This is a genomic window from Janthinobacterium sp. P210006 (genome assembly GCF_036231885.1).
GTDB classification, from domain to species: domain Bacteria; phylum Pseudomonadota; class Gammaproteobacteria; order Burkholderiales; family Burkholderiaceae_D; genus Janthinobacterium; species Janthinobacterium violaceinigrum.
Genome location: NZ_JAZARD010000001.1, coordinates 306648 through 321340, shown reverse-complemented (window position 1 = coordinate 321340; position 14693 = coordinate 306648). Strand labels below are relative to the sequence as shown.

12 protein-coding genes are annotated in these 14693 nt (G+C 66.4%); 7 read left to right on the top strand and 5 right to left on the bottom strand.

What is annotated here, in order from left to right; translation table 11 throughout:
- Nucleotides 1–5: 5 nt before the first annotated feature.
- A complete protein-coding gene (locus VPH41_RS01455; RefSeq protein WP_328568729.1) occupies nucleotides 6–752 on the top strand; it encodes a M56 family metallopeptidase in 747 nt (248 codons plus the stop codon).
- Nucleotides 753–810: 58 nt separating this feature from the next.
- Entirely contained in the window at nucleotides 811–1311 is a 501-nt protein-coding gene (locus VPH41_RS01450; protein WP_287775426.1) for a hypothetical protein, read from the top strand.
- Nucleotides 1312–1317: 6 nt separating this feature from the next.
- On the opposite strand, the gene VPH41_RS01445 is transcribed toward VPH41_RS01450, so the two are convergent.
- Nucleotides 1318–2118 carry a class I SAM-dependent methyltransferase gene (locus VPH41_RS01445; RefSeq protein ID WP_328568728.1) on the bottom strand — a complete coding sequence of 267 codons (801 nt, stop codon included), beginning with the start codon at nucleotides 2116–2118 and terminating at the stop codon, nucleotides 1318–1320.
- Nucleotides 2119–2414: 296 nt separating this feature from the next.
- Here VPH41_RS01445 and VPH41_RS01440 point away from each other — a divergent pair, with 296 nt between their 5' ends.
- The 4 genes from VPH41_RS01440 (at nucleotide 2415) to VPH41_RS01425 (ending at nucleotide 8873) form a co-directional block, all read left to right on the top strand.
- Entirely contained in the window at nucleotides 2415–5768 is a 3354-nt protein-coding gene (locus tag VPH41_RS01440; RefSeq protein ID WP_328568727.1) for an MHYT domain-containing protein, read from the top strand.
- The gene (locus VPH41_RS01435; RefSeq protein ID WP_328568726.1) at nucleotides 5765–6784 is read left to right on the top strand and encodes a response regulator; all 1020 of its coding nucleotides are present in this window, start codon (nucleotides 5765–5767) and stop codon (nucleotides 6782–6784) included. The genes VPH41_RS01440 and VPH41_RS01435 overlap by 4 nt, the downstream gene beginning before the upstream one ends.
- Before the next feature lie 312 nt (nucleotides 6785–7096).
- Nucleotides 7097–7933: a universal stress protein gene (locus VPH41_RS01430; protein WP_328568725.1), complete on the top strand. Its 837-nt coding sequence runs from the start codon at nucleotides 7097–7099 to the stop codon at nucleotides 7931–7933.
- A gap of 244 nt (nucleotides 7934–8177) precedes the next feature.
- The gene (locus VPH41_RS01425) at nucleotides 8178–8873 is read left to right on the top strand and encodes a hypothetical protein (protein ID WP_328568724.1); all 696 of its coding nucleotides are present in this window, start codon (nucleotides 8178–8180) and stop codon (nucleotides 8871–8873) included.
- Nucleotides 8874–8926: 53 nt separating this feature from the next.
- Here VPH41_RS01425 and VPH41_RS01420 read toward each other — a convergent pair whose 3' ends face one another.
- The 3 genes from VPH41_RS01420 to VPH41_RS01410 form a co-directional block, all read right to left on the bottom strand.
- Entirely contained in the window at nucleotides 8927–11245 is a 2319-nt protein-coding gene (locus VPH41_RS01420) for an NADP-dependent malic enzyme (RefSeq protein ID WP_131373471.1), read from the bottom strand.
- A gap of 372 nt (nucleotides 11246–11617) precedes the next feature.
- Nucleotides 11618–12211, bottom strand: coding sequence for an SMI1/KNR4 family protein (locus VPH41_RS01415; protein ID WP_328568723.1), 594 nt, complete (start codon nucleotides 12209–12211; stop codon nucleotides 11618–11620).
- Between the two features lie 40 nt (nucleotides 12212–12251).
- On the bottom strand, nucleotides 12252–13439 hold the full coding sequence (locus tag VPH41_RS01410; RefSeq protein WP_328568722.1) for an MFS transporter: 1188 nt from the start codon (nucleotides 13437–13439) through the stop codon (nucleotides 12252–12254).
- 125 nt (nucleotides 13440–13564) lie between these two features.
- On the opposite strand from VPH41_RS01410, the gene VPH41_RS01405 reads away from it, so the two are divergent.
- Nucleotides 13565–14086 (top strand): MarR family winged helix-turn-helix transcriptional regulator, encoded by a 522-nt coding sequence (locus VPH41_RS01405; RefSeq protein ID WP_328568721.1) that lies wholly within the window; start codon nucleotides 13565–13567, stop codon nucleotides 14084–14086.
- Here the strand turns inward: VPH41_RS01405 and VPH41_RS01400 are convergent.
- Entirely contained in the window at nucleotides 14083–14676 is a 594-nt protein-coding gene (locus VPH41_RS01400) for a hypothetical protein (protein ID WP_328568720.1), read from the bottom strand. The two genes, VPH41_RS01405 and VPH41_RS01400, sit on opposite strands and share 4 nt — an antisense overlap.
- Nucleotides 14677–14693: the final 17 nt, after the last annotated feature.

Here is a 14693-nt window from a genome sequence, read left to right as displayed (position 1 = left end):
CCCCGATGCCTGCCTGGCTGCTGTGCGCCATGGCGCTGGCACTGCTGCTGTCGGCCGGCGCCTGGCGCGCCGAGCGCGTGCAGCAGGGGCGCGGGCGCGCGACGCGCTGGCTGTGGCTGGCGGCCATCGCCGCCTCCGTCCTGCTGCCCCTGGCATGGCTGCCCCGCGTGCTGGCGGCCATGCCGGCGGAACAGGCGCAGCTGAAGCTGGGCTGGTTCATGTTATCGAGCGGCATGCTGATGCTGCTGGCGCTGCGCAGCCTCTGGCTGCTGTCGCACCAGCGCCGCTGGCAAAGAACCACCTTGCTGGGCACGCCCGTGTACCTGAGCGGCGGCATCGGCCCCTGCGTGGCGGGGCTGCTGCGGCCCCGCATCGTGATGCCCGTCTGGCTGCAACTGATTCCTCACGAGCAACAGGCGCTGCTGCTCGCGCACGCGCAATGCCGGCTGGCCGCGCGCGACCCGCAGTTGCTCGCCCTGGCGTACGCCTTGATTATTCTGATGCCGTGGAACCTGCCCCTGTGGTGGCAGCTGCACCAGCTGCGCTTTGCCATCGAGGTCGATTGCGACGCGCGCATGCTGGCGCACGGCCACGCGCTGCGCGACTATGCCATCGTCCTGCGCCGGCACGGCCAGTATTATTCGGGCTTGACGGGCGCCTCGCCCATCGTGGCGAGCGACCCGCTGGCGCTGCGGCGGCGCCGCCGCATCATGGCCAGATTTACCCGGGCGCGGGCGGCGAACTTGCTATAGTAGCGGCAGCGCCGCGCGGCGCGCCCGCGGCTCCCCCATCCGAAATCAGAGAGATACCATGCTTTACCTGCTTGCCATCGTGATCGTCATCGCCCTGCTGTACTACGTCTTCAGTGGCCGCACGCCCGCCAAACCGCTGCACAAGCCGCTTATGTCGGTGCGCCAGTACGTGCCGGCGATCCCTGCGGGCGCGCCCGCACACCACTGGCGCGACGAGGGCCGCTTTGCGTCGGAAGTGGAAAACGAATCGATGTACCAGCCCGCCATTGCCAGACTGGCGGGCGAGCATGGTCCCGGCAATGCGGAAGAAAAATGCCTGGCCCTGCTCGTCTGCGACGACGCCAACCCGTTCCAGGACAAGGCCATCGCCGTCTTCATCGACGGCCAGCTGGTGGGCTACCTGTCGCACAACGACGCCCTGCGCCTGCGCCGCAACCTGGGCCGCCAGGACCTGGTGGGCCAGCTGACCTCGTGCGACGCCGTCATCCGCGGCGGCGGCCTGTGGAATGGCAAGCGCCTGTCGTATGCCGTCTGGCTCGACTTGCAGCCCTACAACTGACAACGGCTAGGCCGCACGGGCCAGCCTGACGGCGCGCGTGGCAATAAAGCTGGGCAGGTATTTTTCAATTTCAAAGCGCGGGTGGGGATGCATTTCCTCGTGGTAACCCGCCAGCACGAAACCCGCCGCCAGCTGGCCGCCGATCTGGCTGTCCAGCCCATGGCCGAAGACCAGCGCCTCTCCCTTGGCCATGCGCGCCGCCAGCGCCTCGGCGTCCATATCCTCCACATCCGAGTACGGCAGCTTGAAACGGGGCCGTATCAAGCCCTGCTGTGCCCATTGCGGGTCGCGGTCGCCGATGAACACGGCCGGGTTGAAAAAACTGCTCAGCAACACGCCGCCATCGGCCAGCACGCGCGCACATTCGCGCCACACGGGACCGATATCGGGCACGTACTGGTTCGACACGGGATGCACGATGACATCGAAACTGGCGTCGGCAAAACAGGCCAGGTCGCGCATATCGCCCTGCACGGTGCGTAACTGCAAGCCGTCGCGCTCGGCCACCATGCGGTCTTGCGCCAGTTGCTGTTCAGACAGATCGAAGACGGTGACGTGGGCGCCGGCGGCAGCCAGCACGGGCGCCTGCTGCCCGCCGGCACCGGCCAGGCACAGGATGCGCTTGCCATGCACCGCGTCCAGCCAGCCGGCCGGCAGGGGGCCGGGCGTCAGGTGGATCTGCCACTGCCCGGCGCGCGCTGCGGCGACGGTAGCGCTGTCGACGGGCTGCGACCACGGACTGTTGCGTGCCGCCTGGGCATCCCAGGCTTGCTGATTATGCTGCAAGAAGTTGTGACTTGAAGGCATCGTCATCCTTTCAGAAAAAACAGGACGCGAATGTAGCATGCCGCCCGGCAAGACGTCGCACTTTGCAAAAAAACCACACAATTCTCAGTTGCAACTTCTTTTGCGCGAGGGCCGCTGCCATGGGGAACAGCAACGCTTGCCTGGCCTTGCCCGCCGCACCGGGGCTTGCACGACAGGCAAAATAATTACAATTAAGATATTTGTTTCCGGAAATCTGGTAAGGTAATTCGCATCGATCACCCGCAACGGCGGCCGGCGGCGACGCCAGTGCCACGAGGCGCCACCTGTTTCCTACGATGATACCTGCCAGCTTCCAGCACCTGTTCCATATTCCCGCCGACCCGGCACTGCAGCACCACGGCCAGCATGCGCCGGGCCTGGTGCTGCTGTCGCTGGTAATCGCCATTTTCACGTCGTGGATGGCCTTCCAGATGACGGCGTACAGCCGCGCGCAGGCCAGCATCAGCCGCCGCTTGCACTTGCTGTGCCTGCTGGCCGGCAGCCTGGCGCTGGGTTGCGGCGTGTGGGCCATGCATTTCATCGGCATGCTGGCGTTCGAGCTGGGCACCAGCGTCGCCTACGCTCCGGGCCTGACCTTGCTGTCCATCGTGCCCAGCGTGGCCGCCTCGTTCGTGGCCCTGGCCACCATCAGCCGGCGCGCCGTCACGGCGCCGCTGCTGCTCAGGAGCGGCCTGCTCGTGGGCCTGGGCATCGGCGCCATGCATTACACGGGCATGCACGCCATGCGCATGGGCCTGTCGCTGCGCTACGACCCGCTGCTGTTCGCCCTGTCGCTGTGCGTTGCCGTGGCGCTGGCCACCGTGGCCCTGTGGGTACGCTTCGGCCTGCGCGGCTGGAGCGGCAGCCTGTCTGCCTCGCGGCGCACCTTGATCAGCGCTGGCGTCATGGGGTGCGCAATTGCTGGGATGCATTACATGGGCATGCAGGCCGCCCGCTTCGTGGGGACGATTCCCCCAGGCAATGATGCCGATGCCAACCGGCCCATGCTGGTGATCAGCGTGACCCTGCTCACCATCGCCCTGACGATCCTCGTCGCCTCGGCCGTGGGCATCCTGCGCTACCGCGAACTGTTTCGCCACCTGAACCAGAGCGAGAACTGGACCCGCTCGCTGCTGACAAGCACGGTCGACGGCGTCATCACCATCGACCGGCACGGCAGCATCGTCGATTTCAACGGCGCCGCCGAGCGCATCCTGGGCTGGCGGCAGGCGGAAATCGTGGGCCGCCACGTCAGCCTGCTGGTCAGCGACGTGCGCCAGTCGGAACAGCACGGCCTGCTGCACCACCTGCGCACGGGCGAAGGCGAGGCATCCCACACCAGCGAGGAAATCGTCTACGTGCGCAAGGATGGCATACCGGTCGCCGTGCAGCGCTCGATGGCCAGCGCGCGCCTGGCCGACCAGGATTTATATGTGCTGTTCATTACGGACATCAGCGAACGGCGCGCCATGCTGGCCGCCCTGCGCGAAAGCGAGCAGCAGCTGCGCTCGCTGATCGGCAATCTGCCCGGCATCGCGTTTCGCTGCACCACCGCAGAAAACCAGCCCATGCTGTTCATCAGCGATGGCGTGGAAGCGGTCACCGGCTATCCGCCCGCCGACTTTCTGGGCGCCGCGCCGCGCCGCACCATCACGGGCCTGATCGCCAGCGAAGAGCGCGCCTACGTCATCGAGGTCTTCAACCGCAGCGTTGCCAGCGGCGAGCCCTACCTGCTCGAATACCGGCTGCTGCGTGCCGACGGCACGGCGCGCTGGCTGTGGGAGCGGGGCACCGTGGTGCATGACGCGGCGGGCGCCGTGCGCTGGGTCGACGGCGTCATCCTCGACATCAGCGAACGGCGGCAGATGGAGGAAGATTTGCGCATGGCCAAGGAAAAAGCGGAGCTGGCGGCCGCCACGCGCGCCAGCTTTGTCGCCAACATGAGCCATGAAATCCGCACGCCGATGAATTCCATCCTCGGCTTCACGGACGTGCTGCTCGACTCGCCGCTGCTGCCGGAACAGCGGCGCCACCTCGATACCGTGCGCCAGTCGGGCCGCTCGCTGCTGCGCCTGCTCAACGAAGTGCTCGATACGGCCAAGCTGGACAAGGGCGCCATGGTGCTGGAGTTGCGCGATTACAGCCTGCTGGCCCTGGTCGACGAACTGGCGTCCACGTATGGCATCGCTGCGCGCGCCAAGGGCTTGCGCATGGAAGTGCAGTACGACCCGCAACTGCCGGCCATGCTGCATGGCGACGAATTGCGCATGCGGCAAGTGCTGGGCAACCTGCTCGACAACGCCATCAAATTCACGGCCAGCGGCGCCGTCAGCCTGGCCGCCCGCCTGCAGGACGGCCAGCTGCATCTGCTGGTGCAGGACAGCGGCATCGGCATCGCCGCGGAACGGCGCGACGCCATCTTCGAGCCGTTCGTGCAGGCCGACGCCTCGACCACGCGGCGCTTTGGCGGCACGGGCCTGGGCACCACCATCAGCAAGCAGCTGGTGACCTTGATGCAGGGGCGCATCTGGGCCGATGCCGTGCTGCCGCATGGCACCCTGTTCCAGGTGATGCTGCCCCTGATGCCCGCACGCCAGGCAGCGCTGCCCGCCAGCGAACGCCGCAGCGTGCGCCTGCCGCCCCTGCGCGTGCTGGCCGCCGACGACGTGCCGCAGAATCTGGAACTGCTGTGCTTACTGTTGGGCAAGCGCGGCCATACGGTGGCCACGGGCAGCGATGGCGAGGAAGCCCTGCTGCTGGCGCAGCACGGCGATTTCGACTTGCTGCTGCTGGACTTGCAAATGCCGCGCATGGATGGGCTGGCCGCCACGCTCGCCATCCGTGCCGCCGCCGTGCGCGATGGCCGTCCCCGCGTGCCCGTGATCGCCATGACGGCCAGCGTGCTCGATGCGCACCGCAAGGCGGCGCTGGCGGCCGGCATGGACGGCTTCGCCACCAAGCCCGTCGAGTGGCAAGCGCTGTCGCAGGAAATCGCCCGCGTGCTGGGCCTGGCGGCGGAAGCGACCGACGACGGCCACGAAGCGGCGCCGGCCGCTGGCGGGCGGGTGCTGCACCATGCGGGCGCGCTGCAGCGCTGGGCCGGCAACGACAGCGCCTACCACGCGGCGCTGGCCCGTTTCGGCAGCGAGCATCCGCGCCTGCCGCCGGCCCTGCTGGCCGCCATCGAAGCCGGCGACCACGCGGCGCTCTTGCCACAGAGCCACAAACTACGCGGCGTGGCAGCCAACCTCGGCCTGGAACAGCTGGCCGCCAGCCTGGCAACGCTGGAACAGGCGTGCGCCAGCCCCGGCCCCGCCACGGCGCAACAGCTGGGCGAGACCCTGGGCGCCCTGCTGACGCAATGGCCGGAAGCCCTGGCCGCCATCGCCCGGCTGGCGCCGCCTGTGGCGCACGCGGCAACGGCAAGCGCCATCGACGCGCCCGCCGCCCGGCAAGCGGCCAAGGCCCTGCTGCATGCCTTGCAGCACGGCGAACTCGATGACGTGGCGCAGGCGCAGTTGCAGCACGCCATGGGTGCGCAGGGGGCCGCGTTGGCGCCGCTGCGGCATGCCATCGACGACTTCGATTTCCCCCTGGCACAGTCGCTATTGCACGACTTGCTGCACACCTTGACACCGGAGCTCCCATGAATGCGCCACGCCACGCCAGGCCCGTCCTCCTCATCGTCGACGATGAAGCGGCCAATTTGCAATTGCTGCGCCAGATATTGCAGAACGACTACGCGCTGCTGTTCGCCAAGGATGGCGCGCGGGCGCTGGAACTGGCGCGGCAGGAACGCCCCGCCCTGATCCTGCTCGACGTGATGATGCCGGGCATGAGCGGCCACGACGTCTGCCGCCAGCTGAAAGCGGAACCGCTGACGGCCGCCATTCCCGTCATTTTCGTCACGGCCCTGAACGACATGCGCGACGAACTGAGCGGTTTTGAGGCGGGCGCCGTCGACTACATCACCAAGCCGCTCAGCCCCGCCATCGTGCGCGCCCGCGTGCGCACGCACCTGTCGCTGGTGCGCATCGATGAATTGAAGGAAACGCGGCTGCAGATCGTCCAGCGCCTGGGCCTGGCGGCCGAGTACAAGGACAATGAAACGGGCTTGCACGTGATCCGCATGAGCCATTTCGCGCGCGTGCTGGGCGTGGCTGCCGGCCTGGACGACACGGCCGCGGACGACCTGCTGCACGCGGCGCCCATGCACGACGTGGGCAAGATCGGCATTCCCGACCGCATCCTGCAAAAGCCGGGCAAGCTCGACGCGGACGAATGGTCCGTCATGCAGACGCATGCGAGCATCGGCGCCGACATCATCGGCGAACATGCGGGCGGCGGCATGCTGGCGCTGGCGCGCGAGATCGCCCTGTCGCACCATGAAAAATGGGATGGCAGCGGCTATCCGCGCGGCCTGGCGGGCGAAGCGATCCCGCTGGCGGGCCGCATCGTTGCCGTGGCCGACGTGTTCGACGCGCTGACCTCGGTGCGCCCGTACAAGCGCGCCTGGCCTGTCACGGATGCCGTCGGCTATCTGCAGCAGCAGAAGGGCCTGCATTTCGACGGCGCACTGGTGGACCTGTTCGTGCAGCAACTGCCCGCCATCGACGCCATCCGGCTGCGCTGGGCGGAGCAAGGGGAACACCACGCGCTGGCGTGAGGAGTGAACTCCCGCCACGGCCAGCGTTGTTGCGTCACACAAGCAAGTGCCGGACAGATGGCGCCGGCGCCGATGCAGACCACTGGGAGAGCAAGGAGTTCAATGCCATTATCGGTGGCTGGGGGCCAGACATTTTGATGCACATCAAACAGCTCGCAATTTCCTGGTCTTGGCCTTGCAGATGGCTGCGGCCCGTATTTTTTTGACCCACATCAAGCCCCGCAAAAGAAAATCCCCGCCCAGCACGGCAATGCTGGACTTGCCCGTGTTGCCGTTCTAGCCTTGTTGCCATCCTGACTACTGAGTGACGACATGGCCTACAAATCCATCCTGGTGCACGCCGACCTGTCGCTCCATGCGCCCCAGCGCATCGCCATCGCCGCGCGGCTGGCGCACGCGCACCAGACGCACCTGATCGGCGCGGCGATGACGGGCATGTCGCGCTTTTACCTGGAAAACAACCGCGGCATGCGCGGCGCGGCCGTGGCGGCGCAGATTTCGGCCCTGCACGGGCAGGCGGAACAGGCGCTGGACCAGTTTGAAACGCTGGCGCGCCAGGCCGGCGCCGTCTCGCTGGAACGGCGCCTGATCGAAGACGACGAAGACGGAGGCATGGCCGTCAGCGCCCGCTACAGCGACTTGACGGTGCTCAGCCAGCACGACGCCGGCGAAGCGCTGCCCGGCGCCATGAGCGACCTGGTGCCGTACGTGATGCTGAACGCGGCCCGTCCCGTGCTGATCGTGCCGCGCAGCGGCCAATTCGCGCAAGTGGACAACACCGTGGTGGTGGCCTGGGATGGCAGCATGGAAGCGACGCGCGCCATCGGCCACGCGCTGCCCCTGCTGCGCGCGGCGCGCCTGGTGGTGCTGGCCCTGCTGCATCCGCCCGCCGGCCATGCGCAGCCGGCCCGCTATCCGGGTGCCGACATCGCCGCCTACCTGAGCCGCCATGGCGTGCCCGTCGAAGTGCGCCCCGCCGTCGCCACGGGCGACATCGGCGCCGCGCTGCTGGCCATGGCCGCCGAAGTGCATGCGGACTTGCTGGTGATGGGCGGCTACGGCCACGCGCGCTTCCGCGAAATTTTGCTGGGCGGCGTGACGGAAACGGTGCTGCGCCAGATGACCTTGCCCGTGCTGATGGCGCACTGACCCCAGGCGTGCTCCCTGTCGTTGCACAATGGGTATACTTGCCTGTTTATCCACATCAAGGCAATGTACATGAATCAACAACTCGCCAATTGGGGCAATGGCCTGGTGCCGTTTGGCGGCGAACTGCTGTGGAGCGCCCTGCCGTGGATGCTGCTGTGCAGCGCGGCTGGCTGCGTGCTGGCGGTCGGCATCTGCTGCCAGCTGGCCAGGAAATGCCTGCTGGTGCGCCGTCCCCCCGCCTGGCATGTGGCATGCCAAGCTCAGCTATGTACTGATCCTGCTCGCGCTGCCGCTCCTCGGCGCAGGCCTGGGCGCCGTGCACAGCGTGCACCGCGTCGTCAACCAGGCACTCGAGCGCGACGTGCAGCCCGTGTTCGAGGCGCAGATGCCGGCGCTGCGCGTCTACCTGGAACAGCAGGTCAAGCTGATCGCCCCGGGCCAGCCCATCAGCGTGCGCAGCCTGCTCGAGCCCTTCGTGCAAGGCATGTATTACCGCCCCACGTCAGACAGTTACTGGGAACGCAGCAAGGCGCGCTGGATCAATGAATTCATTCTGCGCCGCGGCAGCGTGCTGCTGACGCAGGTGCTGCAGGAACAGCTGATCACCAGGGTCGGCGTGCTCGGCGACGCGCTCAAGGGTGCCAACTTCCGTGGCCAGGCGACGAGCGAGCTGGCCGCGCTGGGCACCGATCTGGCCGTGCGCCTGACCACCGACGTGGCGCGCCATGCCGATTTCAGCAAACTCGACAAGTCGGTGCCGATGATTTTCATCGACGCCATCAAGCAGCAGGCCGGCGCCTATTTCAACTCGCTCAAGATCACGCTGGCCCTGTTCGCGCTGGCGGCACTGCTGCTGGTATGGGGCGAGATCCTGCTGTACCGCCATTACTACCTGCGCCGCCATCCGCCCGCCGCGGCCTTGCCCGTGCCGCCCATGTAAAAAAAGCCGCGCCTCCTTGCGGATGGCGCGGCTTTCAGGCGGCAGCTAAACCCTTAGGCTTTGCGCTGCGCCACGGCGTCGACGACGCACAAGGCCGTCATGTTGACGATGCGGCGCACGGTGGCCGACGGCGTCAGGATGTGCACGGGCTTGGCGCAGCCCAGCAGGATCGGGCCCACGGCGATGCCGTTGCCGGCCGCCGTCTTGACCAGGTTGTAGGCGATGTTGGCGGACTCGATGTTCGGCATGACCAGCAGGTTGGCGTCGTGCTTGAGGTCCGAGTTCGGCATCAGCTTGTGGCGCAGCTTGCTGTCGAGGGCCGTATCGCCGTGCATCTCGCCGTCGATTTCCAGGTCCGGCGCGCGTTCCTTGATGATGGCCAGCGCGGCGCGCATCTTTTGCGCCGAGGCGCTGTCGCTGGAACCGAAGTTCGAGTGCGACAGCAGGGCCGCGCGCGGCGACAGGCCGAAGCGGGTCATCTCTTCCGCGGCCATGATGGTGATCTCGGCCAGTTGGTCGGCATCCGGGTTTTCGTTGACGTGCGTGTCGACCATCACCAGCTGGCGCTCCGGCATGATCAGCACGTTCATGGCGGCGTAGACATTGCTGCCGGCGCGCTTGCCCAGCACCTGGTCGATGTATTTCAGGTGCAGCTGGGTGGTGCCGAAGGTGCCGCAGATCATGCCGTCGGCGTCGCCCTTGTGGATCATCATGGAACCGATCAGGGTATGGCGGCGGCGCATTTCCAGCTTCGCGTATTCCTCGGTGACGCCCTTGCGGCTGGTCATGTCGTAATACGTATTCCAGTAATCGCGATAGCGCTCGTCGAAGTCCGGGTTGATGACGTCGAAGTCGACGCCCTGCTTCAGGCGCAGGCCGAACTTCTGGATGCGCGCTTCCAGCACGGGCGGACGGCCCACCAGGATAGGACGCGCCAGTTTTTCATCGACCACCACTTGCACGGCGCGCAGCACGCGCTCTTCTTCGCCTTCGGCGTAGACGATGCGTTTCAGGTCGGCCGGCGTGGACTTGGCCATCAGGAACAGCGGCTTCATGAAGGTGCCGCTGCGGTAGACGAATTGCTGCAGGCTGTCCGCGTACGCTTGCAAGTCCTTGATCGGACGCGTGGCCACGCCCGAATCCTCGGCTGCCTTGGCCACCGCTGGCGCGATCTTGATCAGGAGGCGCGGATCGAACGGCATCGGGATCAGGTATTCAGGGCCGAACGACAGGTTGCTGATGCCGTAGGTGGTGGCGACGATGTCCGACTGCTCGGCATGCGCCAGGTCGGCGATCGCGTGCACGACGGCGATTTCCATCTCGCGCGTGATGGTGGTGGCGCCGCAGTCGAGGGCGCCGCGGAAGATGTACGGGAAGCACAGCACGTTGTTGACCTGGTTCGGATAGTCCGAACGGCCCGTGGCGATGATGGCGTCGCTGCGCACGGCCTTGACTTCTTCCGGCAAGATTTCCGGATTCGGGTTGGCCAGCGCCAGGATCAATGGATTGGGCGCCATCTTGCGCACCATGTCCTGTTTCAGCACGCCGCCGGCGGACACGCCGAGGAAAATGTCGGCGTCCGGGATGATCTCGGCCAGGGTGCGCAGCGGCGTGTCTTGCGCGAAGCGTTCCTTGTCCGGGTCCATCAGTTCCGTGCGGCCCTTGTAGACGACGCCGGCCAGGTCGGTGACGTAGATGTTTTTCAGCGGGAAGCCCAGGTCGACGATCAGGTCCAGGCAGGCCAGCGCCGCGGCGCCCGCGCCCGACACGACCAGCTTGCAATCCTCGATCTGCTTGCCGACGGCTTTCAAGCCGTTCAGGATGGCCGCGCCGACGATGATGGCCGTGCCATGCTGGTCGTCATGGAAGACGGGAATCTTCATGCGGTCGCGCAGCTGGCGCTCGATGTAGAAGCACTCGGGCGCCTTGATGTCTTCCAGGTTCACGCCGCCGAAGGTCGGTTCCAGCGAAGCGATGATATCGACCAGCTTGTCGGGATCCGATTCGTTGATCTCGATGTCGAAGACGTCGATGCCGGCAAATTTCTTGAACAGCACGCCCTTGCCTTCCATCACGGGCTTGGCGGCCAGCGGGCCGATATTGCCCAGTCCCAGCACGGCCGTGCCGTTGGTGATGACGGCCACCAGGTTGCCGCGCGCCGTATATTTATAGGCATTGGCCGGATCGATGACGATTTCTTCGCACGGCGCCGCCACGCCTGGCGAGTAGGCCAGCGCCAGGTCGCGCTGGTTGGTCAGTTGTTTGGTGGGCGTCACGCTGATTTTGCCGGGGCGCGGGCACTCGTGATACTCGAGTGCGGCCAAGCGCAATTGTTGACGCAATTCTTCTTTTTTATCAGATGACGAATCCATGCTGTGCTGCCTTCCTGTTTGGTCGATCGGGTGTTCCGGATTTTATCAGACCGATTCTTTCAATTAGCTAGGTATTTTCCGCTAGCCACAGTCTGATATCACGAAAACGCATAACCTAGCATTGTAAGGCCGTCCGGCAGCACAAACGTCCTGAGCAGGAAAAACTATCAAATTTTATATTTCAATTAGTTTTTATGATGGAATATCGGAGGCGCGCCACAGCGGCAGCGCTACGACAGCGCGCTCGATATCGCCCATGTCATCCGCGCCCAAGGTGGTGTCGAACGGCGCGGACAGGATGCGGCGCATCAGCTCCTCGCCGGACAGCGCGATGCGGCGTTGGCGGGCAGCAGGGACGGCGGCGCGGCTGGGCTATTCAAAATTTTCATCGGTCAGGAAGGCATAGCCGTCATCGATCAGCATGCGCAGATAGGCGTCGAAGCTGTCGGCGATGACCAGGTAGCTATCGGGATCGTGCAGGAAGCGCACCACCTGCCCCACCTTGCCCGACGCCGTGGGCGTGAAATCGACATACAGCCGCGACGAGCCGCCATTGTTCATGCAGTGCGAAAAACACAGGCGCTGGCCCTGCCGGATGCCGGCGTCGATGCGGGCGTCGACGATGCCGGGATCGTCTTCCAGGTAATGGCCGTAGATGTCGGCGATGCTGCGCTGGTTCGCCTGTCCATCCTGGAGGATCTGCTCGACGGAACTCAGGTAATACGGATACTCGAACACGTCCGAGCCCAGCATGTACACCAGCACCATGCCGCCCGCATACTTCTGATAATAGGTGCCGTTGTACTGGCCCAGCAAGCGCAGCAGGCTGTCCGGGCACAGCGGATACGTTTGGCGCAGGCTGGTCAGTTGCGCCGCACTGGCGCCGCTGGCCAGCGCCAGCTCCGCCAGCGGCTCGGGCGGCATGGCCTGGCGCAATCCTGCCAAATAATGGTCGACGATGTTCATGGGAGAAATATAGCAGCTGCCGGCCCCCGGCAGGCGCACGCTAACGCGACGGGGCCAGCCGCACACCGGGCGCAAAGCGCACGGCGATCAGCAGCAGGAGCACCACGCCGGCGGCCATCACCATCCACGCCTGGGCCAGGCTGGACGAATGCTGGCGGATCAGGCCGGCGATGAAGGGCATGCTGCTGGCGATGATGTAGCCGCCGCCCTGCACGAATCCCAGCAGGGCGCCGGCGCCGGCCGGGTCCGCCACATGGTCCATGCTGACGATCAGCGACAGGGGGAACAGCGCGCCGATGCCGCAGCCCAGTAATATCACGGCGGGCAGCGCCAGTTGCGCGGGCGCCACGATCAGGCAAGCCAGGCCGGCCAGCACGGCCAGCAAGACGGACAGCAGCAGGATGCGGCGGTCGGGAAAGCGGTGGATGACGCTGGAGACCGCCAAGCCTGCCAGCACTTCCATCAAGGTCAGGGCGCCCAGCAGCAAGCCGCTGTGGGCCGCGCTCCAGCCCAGTTCCGTATAAAACGGCGGCAGCCAGGCCAGTACCAGGGTGTAGGCGCCCGTGCCGATGCCGAAAAACACCATCAGCAGCCAGGCGCGGGGGCTGCCCACGGGCAGGCTGGCGCCCGCGCCATTGCCTGCCTCCACGCGCGCGGCCGATGCGCGGCGCCACAGCAGCGCGGCGGCCACGGCGGGCAAGGCCCACAGCGCCAGCAGCACCTGCCAACCCAGCGACTGCGCCAGCGGCGAGGCGGACGCGGCGGCAATGGCTGCGCCGCCCATGATGCCCGTCGTGTAGAAACCCATCAATTGCCCGGCCCGTTCGGGAAAATGGCGCTTGATGAAGGCCGGCAGCAAGGCTTGCACCAGCGCGATGCCCAAGCCGCCCAAGGCTGCCGTGGCGATCAGGCCGCCGCTGCCGTGCAGGGGCCAGCGCAGGGCGCAGGCGGCCGCGATGATGGCGATGCCGATGCCGATGCCGCGCGCCACGCCCAGGCGGCGCTGCAGCTGCGCGCCCGCCAGCGCGCACACGCCCATGGCGAACACGGGCACGGTGGTCAGCAAGCCCGCGTCGGCATTGCTGAGGCCCGTGCCGGCCTGGATGCTGTCAAGCAGGGGGCCGATGGCGGCCAGGATGGGGCGCAGGTTCAGGCCCAGCAGGATGATGGCGGCCACCAGCAGGGCGGACGAGGGAAACGGGGAAGAAACGGGGCGTTCGGATGGCATGGGAGAGTAGTCCTTGCCTCGCTGGGAGGCACATGGTTTAATGCGTCATATAAAATAACTCGATGAAAAGTATCTTAACATAAAGATAGAAATGTATCTTGATGTCGAGATAAATGGATAGCGCCATGACAGATACCCCGCAAGAACACGCGCGCGCGCAATTTGCCGCCGCTCAATGGCAGCGCGAACTGCCGCAGATGGATACCCGCGCCATGCAGCTGGTGGGCCAGCTGGGCACGGTGGCGCAGCTGATGGCGCGCGACTGGCTCAACCCCCTGTTCGCCGAACACGGCTTGCAACCGGGCGAATTCGACGTGCTGGCCACCCTGCGCCGCTCGGGCGCGCCCTACAGCCTGACGCCGACGGCCCTGTACGAGGCGGCCATGCTGTCCTCGGGCGGCATGACCAACCGCATCGACCGGCTGGAAGCGGCAGGCCTGATCGAACGGCAGAAGCACCCGTCGGACCGGCGCGGCGTGCTGGTGGCCCTGACACACAAGGGGTTGGAACTGATTGAACGGCTGGTGCTGCTGCATGTGGACAACGAGCGCGCCATGCTGTCGGCGCTCAGCGCGGACGAGCAGCGCCAGCTCGACCAGTTGCTGGCCAAGCTGCTGCAGGGCATGGCGCAGGCGAAGAAGGGCTAGGCGAGCACGCGTGCCAGCTCGCGCAGGGCAGCATGGCCGCGCCTTGCCTGGCGCTGCAATTCTTCCGGCGCACAGTGGCCGTACAGGGCCTGGACATGGCCCTCGCTGGCTGCGCGCAGGTCGAGGTCGCCTGCGCCGGGATCGGGCAGCTGTCCCTCGACGAGGGTAAGGAAATAATGGCGGGCCGCGCCGCGCAGGTTGGTGGCGAACTGCAGCACCAGGCCGCTGTCGAACAGCAGCGCCCCGCTGTGGGCACCACTTTCCAGCAGCAGCCGGAACGGCGGCAGGGGACGCCGCGCCGCCCGCAGGAAGCCTGCCAGGCGCACTTGATAGCCGAGTTCCAGCCCGTTCGCGTGCAGGCGACCCTGCTGCAGATACACCTTGAACGAGGCCTGCACGGCGCGGCCGGCGCGGCGGAAGTCACGTTCGTCCTCATACAGGCACAGCTGGCCGCCGTCGCACAGTTCATCAAAGCCGCGCGCCAGCAGTTCCGGCCCCGTAAACGTGTCCAGGCCGACGGCCTGCGGGTCGCGCAGCCAGCCGTCGTCAAGATACGACTGCAGCACGGTGTGGATATCGTGTAGGGGCATAGAAAAATGAACAAGGC

Coding starts and splice junctions, on each gene's coding strand:
- VPH41_RS01455 (WP_328568729.1), top strand. CDS start 6: ATGCCTGCCTGGCTGCTGTGCGCCATGGCGCTGGCACTGCTGCTGTCG.
- VPH41_RS01450 (WP_287775426.1), top strand. CDS start 811: ATGCTTTACCTGCTTGCCATCGTGATCGTCATCGCCCTGCTGTACTAC.
- VPH41_RS01445 (WP_328568728.1), bottom strand. CDS start 2,118: ATGCCTTCAAGTCACAACTTCTTGCAGCATAATCAGCAAGCCTGGGAT.
- VPH41_RS01440 (WP_328568727.1), top strand. CDS start 2,415: ATGATACCTGCCAGCTTCCAGCACCTGTTCCATATTCCCGCCGACCCG.
- VPH41_RS01435 (WP_328568726.1), top strand. CDS start 5,765: ATGAATGCGCCACGCCACGCCAGGCCCGTCCTCCTCATCGTCGACGAT.
- VPH41_RS01430 (WP_328568725.1), top strand. CDS start 7,097: ATGGCCTACAAATCCATCCTGGTGCACGCCGACCTGTCGCTCCATGCG.
- VPH41_RS01425 (WP_328568724.1), top strand. CDS start 8,178: ATGTGGCATGCCAAGCTCAGCTATGTACTGATCCTGCTCGCGCTGCCG.
- VPH41_RS01420 (WP_131373471.1), bottom strand. CDS start 11,245: ATGGATTCGTCATCTGATAAAAAAGAAGAATTGCGTCAACAATTGCGC.
- VPH41_RS01415 (WP_328568723.1), bottom strand. CDS start 12,211: ATGAACATCGTCGACCATTATTTGGCAGGATTGCGCCAGGCCATGCCG.
- VPH41_RS01410 (WP_328568722.1), bottom strand. CDS start 13,439: ATGCCATCCGAACGCCCCGTTTCTTCCCCGTTTCCCTCGTCCGCCCTG.
- VPH41_RS01405 (WP_328568721.1), top strand. CDS start 13,565: ATGACAGATACCCCGCAAGAACACGCGCGCGCGCAATTTGCCGCCGCT.
- VPH41_RS01400 (WP_328568720.1), bottom strand. CDS start 14,676: ATGCCCCTACACGATATCCACACCGTGCTGCAGTCGTATCTTGACGAC.